The 16,483-nt window shown below is 41.9% G+C and carries 19 protein-coding genes and 2 pseudogenes; 1 reads left to right on the top strand and 20 read right to left on the bottom strand.

Annotation, left to right across the window (positions count from 1 at the left end; all coding sequences use genetic code 11):
• Positions 1–107: 107 nt before the first annotated feature.
• From rpsJ to ASU35_RS20900, 5 genes and pseudogenes are all read right to left on the bottom strand, one after another.
• Positions 108–425: a 30S ribosomal protein S10 gene (rpsJ, locus tag ASU35_RS05905; protein WP_058352121.1), complete on the bottom strand. Its 318-nt coding sequence runs from the start codon at positions 423–425 to the stop codon at positions 108–110.
• A 349-nt stretch (positions 426–774) separates the two neighbouring features.
• Positions 775–1,230: pseudogene (locus ASU35_RS05900) on the bottom strand (GyrI-like domain-containing protein); the annotation flags it as partial.
• Positions 1,231–1,266: 36 nt separating this feature from the next.
• Positions 1,267–2,022, bottom strand: coding sequence for an N-acetyltransferase (locus ASU35_RS05895; protein ID WP_058352120.1), 756 nt, complete (start codon positions 2,020–2,022; stop codon positions 1,267–1,269).
• On the bottom strand, positions 2,009–2,362 hold the full coding sequence (locus ASU35_RS05890; RefSeq protein ID WP_479714984.1) for a helix-turn-helix transcriptional regulator: 354 nt from the start codon (positions 2,360–2,362) through the stop codon (positions 2,009–2,011). The genes ASU35_RS05895 and ASU35_RS05890 overlap by 14 nt, the downstream gene beginning before the upstream one ends.
• Positions 2,363–2,449 (bottom strand): annotated as a pseudogene (locus ASU35_RS20900) (WYL domain-containing protein); the annotation flags it as partial.
• Between the two features lie 249 nt (positions 2,450–2,698).
• Here ASU35_RS20900 and ASU35_RS05885 point away from each other — a divergent pair.
• A complete protein-coding gene (locus tag ASU35_RS05885) occupies positions 2,699–3,166 on the top strand; it encodes a helix-turn-helix domain-containing protein (RefSeq protein ID WP_058352118.1) in 468 nt (155 codons plus the stop codon).
• Positions 3,167–3,222: 56 nt separating this feature from the next.
• On the opposite strand, the gene ASU35_RS05880 is transcribed toward ASU35_RS05885, so the two are convergent.
• The 15 genes from ASU35_RS05880 to ASU35_RS05810 form a co-directional block, all read right to left on the bottom strand.
• Positions 3,223–4,083, bottom strand: coding sequence for a class I SAM-dependent methyltransferase (locus ASU35_RS05880; protein ID WP_058352117.1), 861 nt, complete (start codon positions 4,081–4,083; stop codon positions 3,223–3,225).
• 76 nt (positions 4,084–4,159) lie between these two features.
• The gene (locus ASU35_RS05875) at positions 4,160–4,426 is read right to left on the bottom strand and encodes an HPr family phosphocarrier protein (RefSeq protein ID WP_058352116.1); all 267 of its coding nucleotides are present in this window, start codon (positions 4,424–4,426) and stop codon (positions 4,160–4,162) included.
• A 21-nt stretch (positions 4,427–4,447) separates the two neighbouring features.
• Positions 4,448–5,731: a CdaR family protein gene (locus ASU35_RS05870; RefSeq protein ID WP_058352115.1), complete on the bottom strand. Its 1,284-nt coding sequence runs from the start codon at positions 5,729–5,731 to the stop codon at positions 4,448–4,450.
• The gene (gene cdaA, locus ASU35_RS05865; protein ID WP_147525392.1) at positions 5,709–6,596 is read right to left on the bottom strand and encodes a diadenylate cyclase CdaA; all 888 of its coding nucleotides are present in this window, start codon (positions 6,594–6,596) and stop codon (positions 5,709–5,711) included. The genes ASU35_RS05870 and cdaA overlap by 23 nt, the downstream gene beginning before the upstream one ends.
• A gap of 35 nt (positions 6,597–6,631) precedes the next feature.
• On the bottom strand, positions 6,632–7,585 hold the full coding sequence (locus tag ASU35_RS05860) for a hypothetical protein (protein ID WP_058352114.1): 954 nt from the start codon (positions 7,583–7,585) through the stop codon (positions 6,632–6,634).
• The gene (locus ASU35_RS05855; RefSeq protein ID WP_058352113.1) at positions 7,582–7,998 is read right to left on the bottom strand and encodes a hypothetical protein; all 417 of its coding nucleotides are present in this window, start codon (positions 7,996–7,998) and stop codon (positions 7,582–7,584) included. Before ASU35_RS05855 ends, ASU35_RS05860 begins: the two co-directional genes overlap by 4 nt.
• A gap of 121 nt (positions 7,999–8,119) precedes the next feature.
• Complete coding sequence (nagA, locus tag ASU35_RS05850; protein ID WP_058352112.1) at positions 8,120–9,259, bottom strand: N-acetylglucosamine-6-phosphate deacetylase; 1,140 nt, start codon at positions 9,257–9,259, stop codon at positions 8,120–8,122.
• Positions 9,260–9,270: 11 nt separating this feature from the next.
• A complete protein-coding gene (locus ASU35_RS05845) occupies positions 9,271–10,116 on the bottom strand; it encodes a MurR/RpiR family transcriptional regulator (protein WP_058352111.1) in 846 nt (281 codons plus the stop codon).
• A gap of 26 nt (positions 10,117–10,142) precedes the next feature.
• Positions 10,143–11,045, bottom strand: a complete 903-nt coding sequence (locus ASU35_RS05840; RefSeq protein ID WP_058352110.1) for an ROK family protein — start codon at positions 11,043–11,045, stop codon at positions 10,143–10,145.
• 14 nt (positions 11,046–11,059) lie between these two features.
• On the bottom strand, positions 11,060–12,016 hold the full coding sequence (locus tag ASU35_RS05835; RefSeq protein ID WP_058352109.1) for an acetylxylan esterase: 957 nt from the start codon (positions 12,014–12,016) through the stop codon (positions 11,060–11,062).
• Complete coding sequence (locus ASU35_RS05830) at positions 12,004–12,987, bottom strand: acetylxylan esterase (protein ID WP_058352108.1); 984 nt, start codon at positions 12,985–12,987, stop codon at positions 12,004–12,006. The genes ASU35_RS05835 and ASU35_RS05830 overlap by 13 nt, the downstream gene beginning before the upstream one ends.
• A gap of 68 nt (positions 12,988–13,055) precedes the next feature.
• Complete coding sequence (locus ASU35_RS05825; RefSeq protein WP_058352107.1) at positions 13,056–13,505, bottom strand: NanQ anomerase/TabA/YiaL family protein; 450 nt, start codon at positions 13,503–13,505, stop codon at positions 13,056–13,058.
• 11 nt (positions 13,506–13,516) lie between these two features.
• Positions 13,517–14,434: a dihydrodipicolinate synthase family protein gene (locus tag ASU35_RS05820; RefSeq protein WP_058352106.1), complete on the bottom strand. Its 918-nt coding sequence runs from the start codon at positions 14,432–14,434 to the stop codon at positions 13,517–13,519.
• Positions 14,435–14,441: 7 nt separating this feature from the next.
• Complete coding sequence (locus ASU35_RS05815; protein WP_058352105.1) at positions 14,442–15,464, bottom strand: ABC transporter ATP-binding protein; 1,023 nt, start codon at positions 15,462–15,464, stop codon at positions 14,442–14,444.
• Positions 15,454–16,476, bottom strand: a complete 1,023-nt coding sequence (locus tag ASU35_RS05810; protein WP_058352104.1) for an ABC transporter ATP-binding protein — start codon at positions 16,474–16,476, stop codon at positions 15,454–15,456. The genes ASU35_RS05815 and ASU35_RS05810 overlap by 11 nt, the downstream gene beginning before the upstream one ends.
• Between the last annotated feature and the right edge of the window lie 7 nt (positions 16,477–16,483).

The following is a 16,483-nucleotide window of genomic DNA, read 5'->3' as shown; positions in this document are numbered from 1 at the left end:
GCTCATCCTAGACGGTTATATAACCGAGTGCTTGGTATCCAAGTCGTAGGTCTACGCTCTTCGTTGCTTGGACTCTATATATTAACCCTAAGGATTCTTACCTAATCTTATTTCTCTTTCATCTTGATGTCGATGAAAACACCTGCTGGCATCTCTAATCTGGACAGTGCATCTACTGTCTTCTGAGATGGGGACATGATATCAATTAATCTCTTGTGTGTTCTCTGCTCGAACTGCTCTCTGGAGTCTTTGTATTTGTGTACCGCTCTTAAGATAGTTACTACTTCCTTCTTTGTTGGAAGAGGTACCGGTCCACTCACCTTAGCTCCTGTCTTCTTTACAGTTTCAATGATTTTTCCAGCAGACTGATCGACTAACTGATGATCGTATGCCTTAAGTGTAATTCTCATTACTTGACTTGCCATAAAAAAAAGCTGCCTCCTTTTCGCACTTAAATATCAGTACGACAAGTGGTGACTGTACACTTAACCGTGTGTATCGCGGTGTCAAATGCCCGCAATTACTCACTTCTCCTGCCTTAAAACAGAATTATCTACTTGTACAGTGACTTGTCGCCAGTTTCCTAACTTGACATTCGCTCCACGGAACACCTGCCATTCTCAGGCAGCAACCTCACGCTTCACAGCTATCAATGTCACAGCAGATACTATTATAAAGCATGTTGCAAATAATTGCAAGTACTTTTTTCCATATTTTTTTCACAAAAATGAACGTGTTTCTTCTATATTAGTATAACTTTTGACGACAAAGCTTTTACTTTTTTCTGACTGGATGTCTTATCACTGTTTTTAATTTTTCAGGTGCCACCCGTCTGGCATCACTTAAATAAATCTCATGATGTAATCTTGTGTCCGTAATATCCAGCTCATAGCCCTCCGAAGCCATATAGTCGTGCATTACCTGTACCGTTTGGGGCTCGTTATCATAAGGGCCGATATGCATACATTGAACACAGACGCCCTCATCGTAAGTCAAAAATTCAACCTTTGAAAAATCCTCCTGCTTTTTTTCTGCCGCTACTGCTACCGCCCATGCAAAGTCCTCTCTTGTCACAAAATCCGGCAGACGAATAACCGAAATAAAATTAAAATCCTCCTTGCGGGAATAATCTATCCCTTTTATATTATCCTGCCACCAAAAGCCTTCCAGTGGAGGTACAACATAATCAAAATATCCTTCTATCTGGCGGTTTCCTTTTTTACTCCTCTTCTTTTATCTGTCTGCCCGTAATTGCCTGTTGCTTTTTTAGTTCATAAGTTCCTCACAAATTGCCTGAAACTTTTTCTCTGATAAAATTTCATTGGTAATATATTGTCCATTGTAGAATAAGGCATAATTTGTCCATGCCATAGGTGCATTCTGTGCTTTTTCCTTACTATCCAAATGAACCGAATTAAAAGCAATTCCATTAGAAACAGCATAATTCTCTATAACCGGTACATACTTAGCCGTATATGGGCAGCCACTCGTGTAATATAAAGTAAATCCTCCTTTATCCGTTTGAGGAGCTTTTGCACAAGCTTTAAACTTTGGAACCTCTGCATTTTCATCAAAAGGCAGATACATAAGCGTAAAGTATGGCTCTGCAGCATCCGCAATCTGAAAGCCTTTATAGCTAAGATATTTAGGGTCTGATAAAAAGGACATTTTCTTTTCAGAAGAAATAACCGTAATTCCACTTTTTCCCTTATCCTTTGCATCTGAAATGCATTGCTTCAAAAGCTCATTGGCATAGCCATTTCCTTTATATGAGCCAGACACCCAGAAACAATTAATATGCATATAATTCTCTGCATTTATTGGTACCCATGCATTTTCTGCCGGTATGTATTCAATAAAACACTTGCCACGAATATTTCCCTTTAAAAATACCAGCCCCTCCTTAAATCTGTCTGCAAGCCACGTCTTTTTTACAATCACCTGCGGATCTTTGTTATTAGAAATGGCACAGCAGATGTGCTCCTTATCCAAATTTTCAGCAGTCACTCTAATGTAATCCATCTTCTTTCTCTCTTCCATATCTTTCTTTCATTTTATCCAATACAATTAGCAGTTCATCACGAAGCCCCTCAGGCTCAAGCAGCACCACCTTATCCTGAAAAGTCAAAATCCAGCTCAGTAAGCTTTCCCTGTCTGTATAATCTGTATGAAACAAAAGCCTTCCATCAGGCTGTTCCTCAAAGCTTTCTATCCCAAATTCCTCTACCAGCCTCCATTTACATTCTGCCTCAAAAAGAGCCTTCACCCGAACATTTCCGGGGAAAATCCTCTCACTACTCAAATCCGGTAGCGGAACCGAACGTTTAGGAAATTCAACATCCGACAAAACTACCTTATCCATACGATTCAGCTTAAACAACCGGTAATCCTCACGTTCCTTACACCAGCCCCATAAATACCAGCTCGACCACCGAAAAATTAGATAGTATGGTTCAACCCTTTGTTTAAATCATAGCACGTTAAACACGACACCGATATGTCATGTAACCATTGTATCTAACCTCATCTACATTTACAATATTTTTTCTATATTTTTACTTCTTTGCCTCAATATAGTATAATAAAGGCAATGACAGCAACTCTAGCGTGCAAAAATTACCTATGACAGAGAGGCTGTCTTGCAGAAAATCCACTGTTTACCTAAAATGATAATAACGAGCAAAGGGAGGATTACTTTATGAATTTTGGAGAACAAATTAAAAAAATCAGGTCAGAGAATGGCTTAACTCAGGAACAGCTGGCAACCCAACTAAACGTTTCCAGACAGACTATATCCAGCTGGGAAAATAACCGAAATCTGCCTGATCTTGAAATGGTTGTAAAAATTGCAAAAGTATTTAACCTTTCGCTTGATCAATTAATATTAGGAGGGAGTGATATGGAACACAAATTAATTCAAGATGGAAGCGAAACCAATCGGGCAAAAATAAATCGCAGCATTATTATTATAGGAAGTATCTTGCTTTGCATTGGTGCAGCTTGCCTGTTTTTGAAAGGGATTACTGTGGAATACATCGACAGCGAAGGTTTTTTGCATGAAGGCTTTTTCCTTCTCCCTATTGGATTCCTGTTCTTATTCAGCGGCGCTATCGCCTTTGCAGTTGCAGGTATCCGAAACGTCAAAAGCTTTATAATGCACAAATAAAAAAGGTAGCAGGCAGATATAGAACTGCCTGCTACCTTTTTTTATTACCCCATATCTTATTTTTCCCATCTGGCAGATGCTCCACACGGCAGCACCAAGCCATTGCCCGATACCGGAAGACCGATTTCCTGAGCATCTACCTGTCCTCCAAACCTGGAAACCACCTCTGTATTTACCATATAGGAAAGCACCGCCGGCTGCAGGCCAGTTGTGTAGGAATTAATCAGGAAAAACAATGGGTCATCCGACAGCACCTGGGTACAAAGCTGGACAAACGGATGAATTTTTTCTTCAATTTTCCAGATTTCTCCCTTTGGTCCCCTGCCGTAAGACGGTGGATCCATGATAATTGCATCGTAGTGGTTGCCTCGACGGATTTCCCGCTCTACAAATTTCACACAATCATCCACAATCCAGCGGATTGGAGCATCCGACAGGCCAGAAGCTGCTGCATTTTCCTTTGCCCAGGTCACCATACCCTTGGATGCATCCACGTGGGTTACGCTGGCTCCTGCTTTTGCAGCTGCCACACTGGCTCCTCCTGTATAAGCAAATAGATTCAGCACCTTAATCGGACGTCCCGCCTTCTCAATCTTCTCCCGGAACCAATCCCAATTTGCTGCCTGCTCTGGAAAAAGTCCTGTATGCTTAAAATTAAAAGGCTGCAGATTAAAAGTCAAATCGCGGTAATGTATCTGCCACTGCTTTGGCAAATCAAAAAACTCCCATTCGCCACCGCCCTTTTGACTTCTATGATAATGGGCATTTGGCCGCTTCCAGCCTCTGTCCCGTTTCGGCGTATCCCAGATAACCTGTGGATCCGGCCGTACCAAAATATACTTTCCCCAACGTTCCAGCTTCTCACCAGAAGAACAGTCAATTACTTCATAATCCTTCCATCCATCTGCAATCCACATGCTTTTCTATCCTCCACTTCTAATTCTCTTTTCCCCAAAAACTGCTGCGAAACACAAAAGCTCCGCAGCAGCTCTTTTATTCTTCTATGTTTAAATTACGCAAAATCTCAATTAGTGTCTCGGCCGCTTTCTCTTCATCCTCACCGCTGCAAATAATTTCTACCTCATCACCATATTTAGCACAGGTTCCCAAAACCCCCAGAACACTTTTTGCATTCAGCGTCGCATTCCCGGAACGTATTTTAACGGAACACTTAAATTTCAATGCCTCGCCGCTGAAAATGGTAGCTGTCCGAAGATGCAGCCCCTTAGGGTCCTTAATTGTTGTAGCCCTGCTAACCATACTATCACTCCTTATATATTACTACTCACTCTCTCCTCCTTCATCTTCTGTGTCCTGATTGTCTGTCGGTTCTTCCTGCCCCTCCGGAGTAAGCTTTACTGAAATCTTCGGTGTCTCTACCAAATGTAGCTCTTCACCTAGATTAAGCTGAATTTCTACCTGGTGCGTTCCTTCACCAATCCCCTCCAAATCGATATAGGCTCCCAGATTAGCTACACTGAAGCGGCTTAAGGATTCTTCCATCCCCATAATCCGCAGCCTGACAGAGGTATCCGGAGAAGCAAAAGCAAAATTCATACCTGCCGGCATATTTTTTGTAGAAATATCCGCCGGATTCAGATAAAATTCCCGGGTTTCCATTGCCTTAATTGTAATCTTCACCACTACTGACTCCACATTATCCACAATACGAATGCCCTTTGCAAGCTGCTCTTCCAGAGCTATCGTCTGCTCTACATCTGCTGATACCCCATCTACATTAATTTCCAATGGGATAGAGCTTATGTTAGCCAATTCTTCATCAGAGCCTGCAATTTCTACCATCTTCGGTTCATAATCAACCTGATATATCCCATAGCCATGAGCCGGAGTTCCAACCGTTGTCACTTGAACCGGCACACTCTTGGTTTTTAAAATATTTACCTTTGCAGATACCGTCTTTTTATTAAAAGTCAGACGAGAAGCATCAATTTCATTACCATCTGCATCATACAGCTTCGGCTCCAGTCCCTTTCGTGTAAAGGTCTCTGTCTCTCCACTCACATCAACCATTACCCTTGCCTCTTCAATTTTAGCAACTACAGATTCGGCTCCACTGATAGCTAACATCACCGGTTTCGCCTCAATCATACCGACACTGTAGCCATCTGCCGGGGTTCCAGTCGTTGTCACCTTAACATTGACCTGCTTTTCACCGCGATCCTCTAAGGTTATCTGCATCAGCTTTGGTTTCGCTGTAATTTCCAGATTTTCATAAGCATATTTTTCACAGGAAGCTGTAATCTCTACTTTATTAAAAGAAGAAATATTAGACAAATCTACGCTCGCCTTTAAATCAGCAGCCTTGATTTTATCTACAATGCTTCGTTTTCCCTTTACAGTAACAGAAACTGTTCTCCCCTCTACAACATCATATACCTGCCCCAGAGAAGCAATCGCTGATTCATTCGTAATGTCTACAGTAATATTTTGATAAGTCCTTGCTATTATCGGATCGTCCAGATTAATAATTACAATCCACATTATCGCTGCTAAAAACAGGGACAGAAGCTTTATGCCAAAATTATTTGTCAGACGTTCTTTCATCTTTTCTTCTTCCCTTCCATAATTTAATTTTCCGTTTTACCGGCTTTGTATCATTTTCCGCCGCCAGCAGATACTTTTTCAGAGTTTCGCCATCCACTGCACGGATAATCTCACCCTCTAAAGCAATCGATACCTTACCTGTCTCTTCCGAAACAATGACTGTAATACTATCTGTCACCTCACTAATACCCACCGCTGCCCTATGTCTTGTTCCAAGCTCCTTGGAAAGCTCCATATTATCTGACAGCGGTAAATAACAGGTCGCTGCCGTAATACGGTCTCCCCGTACAATGACAGCACCGTCATGTAAAGGTGTATTGTGTTCAAAAATATTAATCAGAAGCTGGCTGCTTACCAGGGAATCCAAGGCAATACCCGTACGTTCAAACTCGTTTAGAGCAACCTCCCGTTCCATAACAATCAAAGCACCTGTCTTGCTCTTACCCATTTCATAGGCAGCCTTTACAATCTCATTGACTGTACGCTCCGAATACTTCTGTTCTTTTCCTTTAGTATCCTCAAAAGGAATCAGGGAAGCAATATAATTCTTTCTTCCCAGCTGTTCTAAGGCCTTCCTAAGCTCCGGCTGGAATACTACAATCAGTGCTGTGATAATAATCTGAATGGAATTTTCAAAAATCCAGAGAATCGCTCTCATCTCCAGAATCACTGCAATCAGTATTACAAAAAGTATCACAATAAGGCCCTTTACCACAATCCAGGCTCTAGTCTGCTTCACCCAGATAATAATGTGATAAAGAACAAATGCTATAATCAATATTTCGAGAATATCAATCGGTGTTATCCTCGTTGGCAAACTGCCTATTGTCAAATACTTTTCAAAGATACTCTTTAAAATATCCATTCCTGCCTCCGCATAAACCAACTAACCTAATTTTCTTAACTTTCCTCCTCAAATCCTCCGGAAGGATTTGGATTATTAATCCGTTTTACATTTTTTTCCGGAGCCGTAATCGAAAGCTTTGGTACTGCTTTTACATAGTAATAATAATCATCATCTTCAAACTGTATTCTCTCCACTGCTGTATAGTCAAGCCCCATCCGGAAGAACCAGACTCCCAGTGCAATCAGACCGGAAATTACTGTACCGATAACCACTGTACTTATATTACCGGTATCAAATACCATCCTTCCGGCCAGGGAGCCTACTATCACCACAATCGTTCCTGCTCCAATACCAATTTCAAAGGCATGGTTAATTACCTGTCTGCGTATAATGTAAGTAATTAAAAGTGCTATGGCAAATACCAGGAGGTCTACCAGCATCTCCTTATTTGAGAACACACCACCTGCAACAATTTTATATATATTCAAAGCATCCTCCATTGATACTCCAAAAGTAGTATTTGCGGTTGTCTGTATTACTAAAAACATATAATATACAATAATTCCACAGCTTACCGGTAAAATTGCAATCGGTGTACTTATAATTCCCATAATCAGCGGAATACAGTATGGAATCTTCAGTACAAATAAAATAGGTGTCAGCACCAGCACATAACTGAATTTCAGTGTAAAACGAAGTACCATACAATACATAACAACGTAGACAAGTGCCACAATCACTGCCAGTATCATCGAAGCACTAAACACCAGACCTATCGTTAAAATGCAAGATAGAAAAACAAAAATACTAGAGCTGGTAAAAGCTGCTATCAACGCCAGTACCATAATTACCGGAATACTCGCCAGTTTATCATTATATCCCAGCTGCTGTTTTATAATCATAAAAACAATAATTGCTGCAACAAATTTCCAAACAGGCTCCACAAAAGTTTTATTTTTATAATAAAATTCCTTTATTCTTTCCTTTATTTCCAATAAAAACATCATTTTCTAAGTTCCTCCTGTCCCAGCTTCGCTTCTTCATAAAGCTTGTGGAGTATACCAAGAACATTGCCAAATTTCTTCTCAAAACGGACAGCCCTGGCATATTTTACCGTTGAAATCGTCACAGTAATTCCTGAATAAACCATTAAAATTAACAGATAAATTCCGAGAATATACATGCCAAGCGTTCTGTAATCAAGCTTTGCCGCATTCGCTATTAAATACTCTGCATGATAAAGTGCAATCATTCCTAAAATCAGAACATAGCCAACAGTCACAGCAAGAATCGTTTTCAAAAGGCTGCAGCGGATATAATCCGATTTGTAGTACTTGCCGATATTAAAATTTTCCTTTCCATGCTTCTCTTCGCTCAGAGCCAGACGGGTCATAATACGGATTCTTTTTTCATCAAGCACGGTTCTTTACTTCCTTTCCTGTCAGCAGACATACTCATGCACTTTTAGTATACTATAGCCGTCATGGAAATTCAAGAAAAAAAGAGGTATGCCAAGACACACCTCTTCTAATCTCACACAATTATAAAAATGCTTTGCCGCAGCAGTAGGTCTGTACTACCTCATAATCATTTGTCAGTACAACAATATCTGCATCATAGCCGGCACACAGACATCCTTTTCTTTTATCCACACCTAAGCATCTGGCCGGATTCCTTGTGCAGGCATTGATAGCTGCATCCATTGGAATACCTGCCTTTTCTACCAGAATCTTAAGTCCCATATTCATAGAAAGCGTACTTCCTGCAATAGTCTGGGTTCCCCTAAGATAAGCCAGTCCCTCCTTACTGATTTCGATGTCATGACCTCCCAGCTGGTAATTTCCTCCCGGCGGGCAGTGCTTTGCCCGAAGGGAATCCGTTATAAGAATCCCTCTGTCACATCCCTTGCTCTGGAAAAATACATTGAGAGCTGCCACATGGGAATGGTGTCCATCACCGATAACCTCACCATAGATATCTCTTACGCGGAGTGCCGTACCCACAAGTCCAGGTGCACGGTGCAAGAATCCCGTCATTCCGTTATAAACATGTGTCATAGAGGAGGCACCATTGGCTATTGCTAACACCCCTTCCTCGTAAGTAGCAGAAGAATGTCCCATACTGACAACCACACCGTTCTGGGCACAGTAGCGGGTCAGTGCAAGATCCTTATCATGCTCCGGGCTGACCGTAATATACTTAATCCAGCCCTTCGCTGCCTCCTGGTACATCTTAAACTGCTCCACGGAAGGCTCAGCAATCGCCTCCGGTGGCTGGGCACCCTTATACTGCATATCCAGATATGGACCCTCAAAATGAATTCCTAAAATCTCGGCTCCTTCATACCCCTCTTCTATTACTGCCGCTACATTTGCAACTGCCTTTGTCAGCACATCCGGCATCTGTGTCACCGTTGTCGGCAGGATGGAGGTAACTCCCTCTTCCGGAATCCTCTTCATCCACTCACGCAATCCCTCCGGCTCACCATCGTTTGTGTCAAAGCCATAAGCTCCATGAGTATGTACATCAATAAAACCCGGCAGCATCCTATCTGTACCATAATCCACATCGGCCGCCTTTTTCTGATAACCGTAAATCCTTTCGATTTTTCCATCGGAAATTTCTAACTGTGCTGGAATAAACTGGCCTCCAATCCACACTCTTTCACTTTGAATAATCATTTTCCCATCTCCTATTCTATCATTCGCTGTGGCCTTTTTCCTTCCTTTAAGGCTCGCAGCGTATTATCATGCAATATCTCTTTTCCATATTTGTCCTGATTTACATAGTAATAATAAAGAATATCTATCATTACTAAAATCGGGAACTGCGGTGATATAATATTTCCATGGTTCAAATACTTTAAAGAAGGTACTAAAACCACTTCACTGCAAAATTCCTGGAAGCTGGTCATATTGCTAGCTGTCAAAAGAACCGTTTTAGCTCCTCTCTTGTAAGATTCCTGCAAAAGATAGATAATCTCCTCTGTCTCTCCGCTCAAACTGATTCCAAACACCAGCTTATACTTATCCTGAAACACTGCCTGCATCTTCATCCGATCTGTATCCTGCAATGAGTCAATGTCCACGCCAATACGCATAAATCGAACTTCCATCTCGCTTGCTGCCAGCCCAGAGCTTCCTTTTCCGCAGACAAAGACTCTCTCCGCTTCATTCATATAATGCACAATCCGCATAACCTGACCTTCATCCATTAGGTTATAAGTCTTATTTAATATATCCTGATAAATATTCAGCACCGTCCGTGTATTACTAGCCGCAGCTTCCTTTCGTTCTGACTCTGACAGACATTCTTCATATTGGTAAATAAATTCTCGGTATCCATGAAAACCACATTTTTTCGCAAAACGCGAAAGAGACGCTTCTGATACAAATAGCAGCTCTGCAATATTTTTGGCTGAAAAGTCCAAATTATCCCTGTTTTTAAGAAAAAAATCCGCAATACACTTCTCTACTTGAGTAAAATTATCATACTTTGATTCAATAATTGGAATAATCGATTTCACATACCCTGCCATAACACCACGTCCTCTCTTCCTTATCCTTATTTTACCATTTCCCTTTCCTTCTGGCAATTCCTGAAATGATAAAAGGCCCCCAGCATACCAGCATCATTCTTATGCTCTGCCATCCGAAGAGTTGTCTTTTGTGCGATGCTCGATACCAGATAACGCTCCATTGCACAAAGAATCCGTGGATACAGATATTCCTTCTGTGCCATAATTCCACCGCCCAATACAACCATCTGTGGGTTAATAACATAACAGATATTAGCAATTCCTTTTCCCAAAACCTCCACCATCTCGTCAATTGCCTCGCAGCAAATCCTATCTCCCTTTTTCGCTTCCTCGAAAATTCGGTATCCGTTCCAGCTGCTCTTCGCTTCCTTTTTCTTTGCAGCTACCTTTTTAGTCAGCACGCTGGCTGCACCCAGTGTCTGAAAATCGCTATCCAGCATATGCATATATCCCACCTCGCAGGCACTACCACTGTAGCCACGGAACACCTCTCCATTAATAACAATGCAACCACCAATCCCTGTTCCAATTGTCAGACACAAAGTAATACAGCTGTCCTTTGCTGCTCCGGATACACTCTCTGCAAGACCAGCACAGTTAACGTCATTTTCCACTTCACAAGGAATTCCAAAACGTTCCTCCATGGTCTTTTTAAACTGCGTACCTGCATAATCCGGAATCTGTGGCCCAGAATAAAAAATAGAGCCCTTTTTCACATCTACCATACCTGCTGTAGAAATACAGATGCCATTGATTTCAAAATTCTTCTGAAAATTTTCTACAATATCAACGGTTTTTTTTAAAATTGATAGTCCGCCCATAAAAGCCTCGGTCGGCTTCTCCCTTCGTTCCAGAATCTTCCCATTTTCATCAATAATTCCATATTTTATCGCAGTTCCTCCAATATCAATGCTAACATACCTTTCCATTTTTTCTCTCCATTCTAGCCTTCCAATAAAAATTTCAGATGCTCATTTTCAAAAAAATTATTCCTCTCGTGTCCGTGCTTTGGATAAATCAAATGCTGTTTTTCGCACTGAAGTCCATTAAATACTGAAAACTGGGCTGAAGGTGGTGATACCCTGTCTAAAAGTCCGGTACTCATCAAGGTTTTTGCCTTTACCATAGGTGCAAAATTCTTAACATCCACATAGGAAAGCTTTTTAAACAGTTCCTCCTCCCGCTCATGCAATGGATCACGCCAACAAAAGAAATATCTAAGACCTTCATAAGCACCTTCATCAAAATCCATCTCCCACACTCGCTTATAATCGCACAACATAGGATAATGTGCCCCACATTTTCGGATTTCCGGGTAAAGAGCAGCACAGGCAACTGCAAGGCCACCGCCCTGCCCCTCGCCATAGACAGTAAGCTCCTCTTTATCCACATATGGCAGAGCTTCCGCTACTGTTATCCACAAAAAAGCATCCTCTATTAACCGGCACAGATACATATTATCCACTACATCCTCTAATCCGTTAAACATTGGTCCATAAGCTGTAGGTCCTTTTCCACAAAAGCCAGAGTCGCTTTCACCTCCCTGCCCCCGGCAGTCAGGTGCCAGCACCCCGCGTCCAATGGCCGCGTAACGACCCAAATAAAACCATCCCCGGGAAGCCTGTGGATAGTCATGAAAAACAACTTCTGTTGGAAACCTTTTCTCCGTATCAGGACAGATATACTTTGCCCTCAAAACACAACCATCTACCGCCTTTACACTAATACGATAATATCGCAATTTTTCTCCTGGGAAAATCACCCTCTCCTGACAAATATCCGGTTTTATTTTTTCAATTTCCTGCTTTTTCTTTTTCCAGAAAAGTCCAAAATCCTCCGGAGCCGGAAAACTCCCCTGATATCTCTTTAAGCGTTCTACCGGCCAATCTACTCCAGGCATAATGCATCCTCCTTCCTTCCAAAGAAGGAAATCAGCTTATCATCAAAGACTGCTATTTCCTCATGTCCATATTCCGGAAAAACATAGTGTTTCTTTGGTGCCCTAATTTTCGAAAATACCGCAAACTGCGAAGATGGTGGGCATGCTTCATCCATTAGCCCTGTACCAAACAATACCGGGCATGAAATCCTCTCTACAAAATTCTGCACATCAATATAGCCCAGCTTCGTAAAGCTCTCTTCCAGCCGTTCCCCCTGCGGGTCAAACCATTTGGTATAATATTTTAAGCCATCATAGACAATAATATCCCGATCCATTTCCCAGGCTCTCCTATAATCTGATAAAAAAGGATATAGTGCAGCACATCTGCAGATATGCGTTGGATTTAAAGCCGTACAGACAAGTCCCAAGGCAGCTCCCTGACTGGCTCCATTTACATAAATTCGCTCCTTATCGAGCCCCGGAAGTTCCATTGCCAGCCGCACCATAAGGCAGGTATCCATAAATACATCTACATAGTACAAATCCTCCGGTCTTCCGTCCAATCCCATAATAATATGGTCAGCGGCTGTCGTTCCCTTTCTACCGCCCAATTCTTCACTAAATCCACCCTGTCCCGGACATTCCATTGCCAGTACTGCCATACCCATTCCGGCAAAAGCCGCCTGCTCAAACCAGCCCCGGGAAGCTCCCGGATATCCATGAAACTGTAGTATTACCGGAACCTTTTCTTCCCTTACCGGCTTCACATACTTTGCATACAGCTTAGCCCCACGAACTCCCTTTAGCCAGATATCATAAAATTCTGTTTCCGATGTTGCTTTTATTTCTGAAGGACGGATTTCCCAGGTTAAGGGAAGGCAAAAGGCCTCCTCTACCCTTTTATCCCAAAACTCCCAAAAATCCGCTGGTTTTGGTGTTATTCCCTTATATTCTCTAAGTTCACAAAGAGGTATATCTCTTGTCGGCATTTTCCCCTTCCTTTCTGCACAAAAACCCCTTTCTTACCTAACCGGCAGCCAAGGGGTTCTCGCCTTTATTAAATTTTCACCTTAAAAATTGCCTTTTTTATTTTCTGTGGCCCCTCCACCTGAATGGCAGTCCTATGTCCGTCCTGTGGATAGCATACCAGAAAATCTCCTGCCTGTAAAATTACATGTCCCGTCGCATTTCCCTCTAATGGGAGGAAATCCTCCTCCGGCACATAAGACTTCTGTTCCATAGCTTCAATAAAACATACATCTATCTGTTCCATGCCGCTTAGCATAACATGGATATCCAGGTATTCTTTATGAGCCTCCCAGAATCTTTCTTCTGCTACCGTAGTTGTATACTCACACAGATTGACAAACATTCTTTTTCCCTCTATCTCATAGCTACCTAGCTCCATAGACTTTAAATCATGGCTTTTGAGATATTCAAAGCAAGCCAGTATCTCTTTTTCGAGGTAATAAAAGTTCTTCAACTGCTTTATATTTCCGTAAATCATTCTATCAGTCCTTATAAATATTTTGCTCTGGCATCACGAATCATTTTTGCTGCTTTTTCTGCCACTGCGTAATCAGAAGATTGTAAATTCATCAGCGGCTTTCTCACTCCACCAATGTTCAATGTTTCATTAATTCTCAGTATTTCCTTAATCACTGCATACATATTGCCTTGGGCGGAGCACATCTTATAAATAATTGAGTTTACATCATACTGAATTTCTCTTGCCCTTTCCATCTGTCCAGCCTTTACATATTCATCCATCTTTAAAATCAAATCCGGATAAACACCATAGGTGCCACCAATAGCTCCCTCTGCACCGATAACGCGTCCACTGATAAACTGCTCATCTGGCCCGTTAAAAATAATATAGTCCTCACCAGCATCCTGTTTAAACATCTGGATATCCTGTACCGGCATAGAAGAGTTTTTCACACCAATCACACGAGGGTTCTCCCTCATAACTGCAAACAGACTCTGGGTCAGAGCAACTCCGGCCAGCTGTGGAATATTGTAGATAACAAAATCTGTATTTTTTGCTGCTGCACTGATATCATTCCAGTATTCTGCAATCGCATAATCCGGCAGGTGGAAATAAATCGGAGGAATAGCAGCAATTGCATCTACCCCAAGTTTCTCTGCATGAGCAGCCAGCTCCTGACTATCCTTTGTATTATTGCAGGCTACATGTGCAATAATAGTTAGCTTTCCCTTAGCCACCTTCATAACACTTTCCAGTATCAGCTTGCGGTCTGCCACACTTTGATAAATACACTCTCCAGAAGAACCATTTACATACAATCCCTTTACACCCTTTTCCATAAAATACCGGGCAAGCCCTTCTACTCTCTCTGGGCTTATCTCTCCTTTTTCATCATAACAGGCATAAAACGCCGGAATGACACCCTTGTACTTATCTAAATTCCTCATTTCCTCTTCACTCCTTTTTTATAATCTCCTCTGCAAAATGGCAGGCTACATAATGTTCTTTTCCATCAATCTCATACCGTTTAAGCTCTGGTTTTTCCGTTTTGCACCGCTCCTTGCACATATTACAGCGTCCATGGAAATGACAGCCACTTGGCGGATTCATCGGCGAAGGCACATCACCCTGCAAAACAATACGGTTCTTTTTATAATGAATATCTGCTACCGGAATCGCAGAAAGCAGTGCCTGGGTATACGGATGAATGGTATGACGGTATAGCTCATCTGCATCTGCCAGCTCCACAATCCGTCCTAAGTACATTACAGCAATTCGGTCACTGATATACTCTACCACACTTAAATCATGGGTAATAAAAATATACGTCAAATTGTGCTTTTCCTTTAATTCCTTTAAAAGATTGAGTACCTGTGCCTGGATAGAAACATCCAGTGCAGAGACCGCTTCATCACAGATGACCAGCTCTGGATTAATGCACAGGGCTCTGGCAATCCCTATACGCTGACGCTGTCCGCCAGAAAACTCATGGGGATAACGATCCATATATTCCCGACGCATATTTACAGCCTCTAAAAGATCTCCAATAATTTTCCGACGTTCTTCTTTTGTTTTAACTCCAAATTTTTTCAATGGATCCGACAAAGACCGATAAATGGTAAAAGAAGGATTCAGCGAAGACTGTGGGTCTTGGAAAACAATTTGAATTTTCTGCCTTGCCATATCCATTTCTTTTCCTTTTAACTCTGCCAGATTCCGAGGACCATCCTCAAACTCGTAAATCATCTCCCCTTCCGTTGGCTTATAAAGCTGTAAAATCGTTTTTCCAAGAGTAGTTTTTCCACAACCAGATTCTCCAACCAGCCCCAGGGTTTCTCCTTTATAAATTGTCAGGTTAATATCATTAACCGCCTGCACATAGCCCGTTGTTTTTCCAAAAAATCCACCCTTTACCGGGAAAAATGTTTTCAGACCCTTAAGTGTTAATAACGCTTCCTTTTCTTTTTTATCTGGCATCCTCTAACACCTCCTGATATCTGGCACAACGTACCATATGCACGCCTTCTATAATTGCCTCCTGTGGCATTCCCTTATTACAGCCCTCGCAGGCATAGTCACATCTAGGTGCAAATTGACAGCCACTTGGACGGTCAAATGGGTCTGGAGTAGAGCCCTTAATCGGATTAATATCCTGATTGGCTCCTCTTCCCAGCACTGGAATGGATTTTAGCAAAGCACGGGTATACGGATGAGCCGGTTTTCCCAGCACTTCTCCGGCTGTTCCGCTTTCAATAATGTTACCCATATACATTACTGCCACATCATCAGCCAGTTCGCATACAACGCCCATATCATGGGTAATCATCATAATTGCCGTATTATATTCTTCCTTCAAATGATGCATCAGCTCAAAAATCTGTGCCTGAATCGTAACATCCAGTGCCGTAGTCGGCTCATCCGCAATTAACACCTTAGGGTTGCAGCTCATTGCCATTGCAATCATTGCACGCTGTCGCATACCACCGGAAAACTCATGTGGATACTGATCAATTCGTTTCTGCGGATTTGGAATACCCATATCTGTCAAAAGCTGCAAAGCCCGCTCTCTCGCTTCCTTTCTTGATACCTTTTCATGAGATCGTATCATTTCACTAATTTGCCATCCAATAGTATAAACCGGATTCAATGCAGTCATCGGATCCTGGAAAATCATTGCAATGTCCCTACCTCTTAAGCTTCGCATTTCTTTCCCATTTCGTTCCAGCTGTTCAATATGAATATCTCCTCTCTCATCCCCACTGTGATAAATAATCTCACCTTCTTCAATCCTCGACAGCTTTGGCAGAAGCTGCATAATTGAAGTAGCCGTTACACTCTTTCCACAACCGGATTCGCCTACAATACACAAAGTTTTCCCCCGCCGGATATCCATGGAGACACCATTAATCGCCTTATTGCACCGCTGATTTGTATAAAAATACGTTTTCAAATTCTTAACTGAAATAATTACATCCTTCTGCTCGCTCATTTGAACC

This window comes from Acetivibrio ethanolgignens, assembly GCF_001461035.1.
GTDB lineage: Bacteria > Bacillota > Clostridia > Lachnospirales > Lachnospiraceae > Velocimicrobium > Velocimicrobium ethanolgignens.
The sequence above is the reverse complement of the archived record's forward strand: the minus strand, read 5'-3'. Positions and strand labels throughout refer to the sequence as shown.

What these genes read in the sequence shown, in the direction of transcription:
- ASU35_RS05895 (WP_058352120.1), bottom strand. Translation starts at nt 2,022, where the DNA reads ATGGATTACATTAGAGTGACTGCTGAAAATTTGGATAAGGAGCACATC.
- ASU35_RS05885 (WP_058352118.1), top strand. Translation starts at nt 2,699, where the DNA reads ATGAATTTTGGAGAACAAATTAAAAAAATCAGGTCAGAGAATGGCTTA.
- ASU35_RS05830 (WP_058352108.1), bottom strand. Translation starts at nt 12,987, where the DNA reads ATGCCGACAAGAGATATACCTCTTTGTGAACTTAGAGAATATAAGGGA.
- ASU35_RS05870 (WP_058352115.1), bottom strand. Translation starts at nt 5,731, where the DNA reads ATGAAAGAACGTCTGACAAATAATTTTGGCATAAAGCTTCTGTCCCTG.
- ASU35_RS05825 (WP_058352107.1), bottom strand. Translation starts at nt 13,505, where the DNA reads ATGATTTACGGAAATATAAAGCAGTTGAAGAACTTTTATTACCTCGAA.
- ASU35_RS05815 (WP_058352105.1), bottom strand. Translation starts at nt 15,464, where the DNA reads ATGCCAGATAAAAAAGAAAAGGAAGCGTTATTAACACTTAAGGGTCTG.
- ASU35_RS05860 (WP_058352114.1), bottom strand. Translation starts at nt 7,585, where the DNA reads ATGATGTTTTTATTGGAAATAAAGGAAAGAATAAAGGAATTTTATTAT.
- nagA (WP_058352112.1), bottom strand. Translation starts at nt 9,259, where the DNA reads ATGATTATTCAAAGTGAAAGAGTGTGGATTGGAGGCCAGTTTATTCCA.
- ASU35_RS05840 (WP_058352110.1), bottom strand. Translation starts at nt 11,045, where the DNA reads ATGGAAAGGTATGTTAGCATTGATATTGGAGGAACTGCGATAAAATAT.
- ASU35_RS05835 (WP_058352109.1), bottom strand. Translation starts at nt 12,016, where the DNA reads ATGCCTGGAGTAGATTGGCCGGTAGAACGCTTAAAGAGATATCAGGGG.
- ASU35_RS05810 (WP_058352104.1), bottom strand. Translation starts at nt 16,476, where the DNA reads ATGAGCGAGCAGAAGGATGTAATTATTTCAGTTAAGAATTTGAAAACG.
- rpsJ (WP_058352121.1), bottom strand. Translation starts at nt 425, where the DNA reads ATGGCAAGTCAAGTAATGAGAATTACACTTAAGGCATACGATCATCAG.
- ASU35_RS05820 (WP_058352106.1), bottom strand. Translation starts at nt 14,434, where the DNA reads ATGAGGAATTTAGATAAGTACAAGGGTGTCATTCCGGCGTTTTATGCC.
- ASU35_RS05890 (WP_479714984.1), bottom strand. Translation starts at nt 2,362, where the DNA reads ATGGATAAGGTAGTTTTGTCGGATGTTGAATTTCCTAAACGTTCGGTT.
- ASU35_RS05845 (WP_058352111.1), bottom strand. Translation starts at nt 10,116, where the DNA reads ATGGCAGGGTATGTGAAATCGATTATTCCAATTATTGAATCAAAGTAT.
- ASU35_RS05875 (WP_058352116.1), bottom strand. Translation starts at nt 4,426, where the DNA reads ATGGTTAGCAGGGCTACAACAATTAAGGACCCTAAGGGGCTGCATCTT.
- ASU35_RS05880 (WP_058352117.1), bottom strand. Translation starts at nt 4,083, where the DNA reads ATGTGGATTGCAGATGGATGGAAGGATTATGAAGTAATTGACTGTTCT.
- cdaA (WP_147525392.1), bottom strand. Translation starts at nt 6,596, where the DNA reads ATGGATATTTTAAAGAGTATCTTTGAAAAGTATTTGACAATAGGCAGT.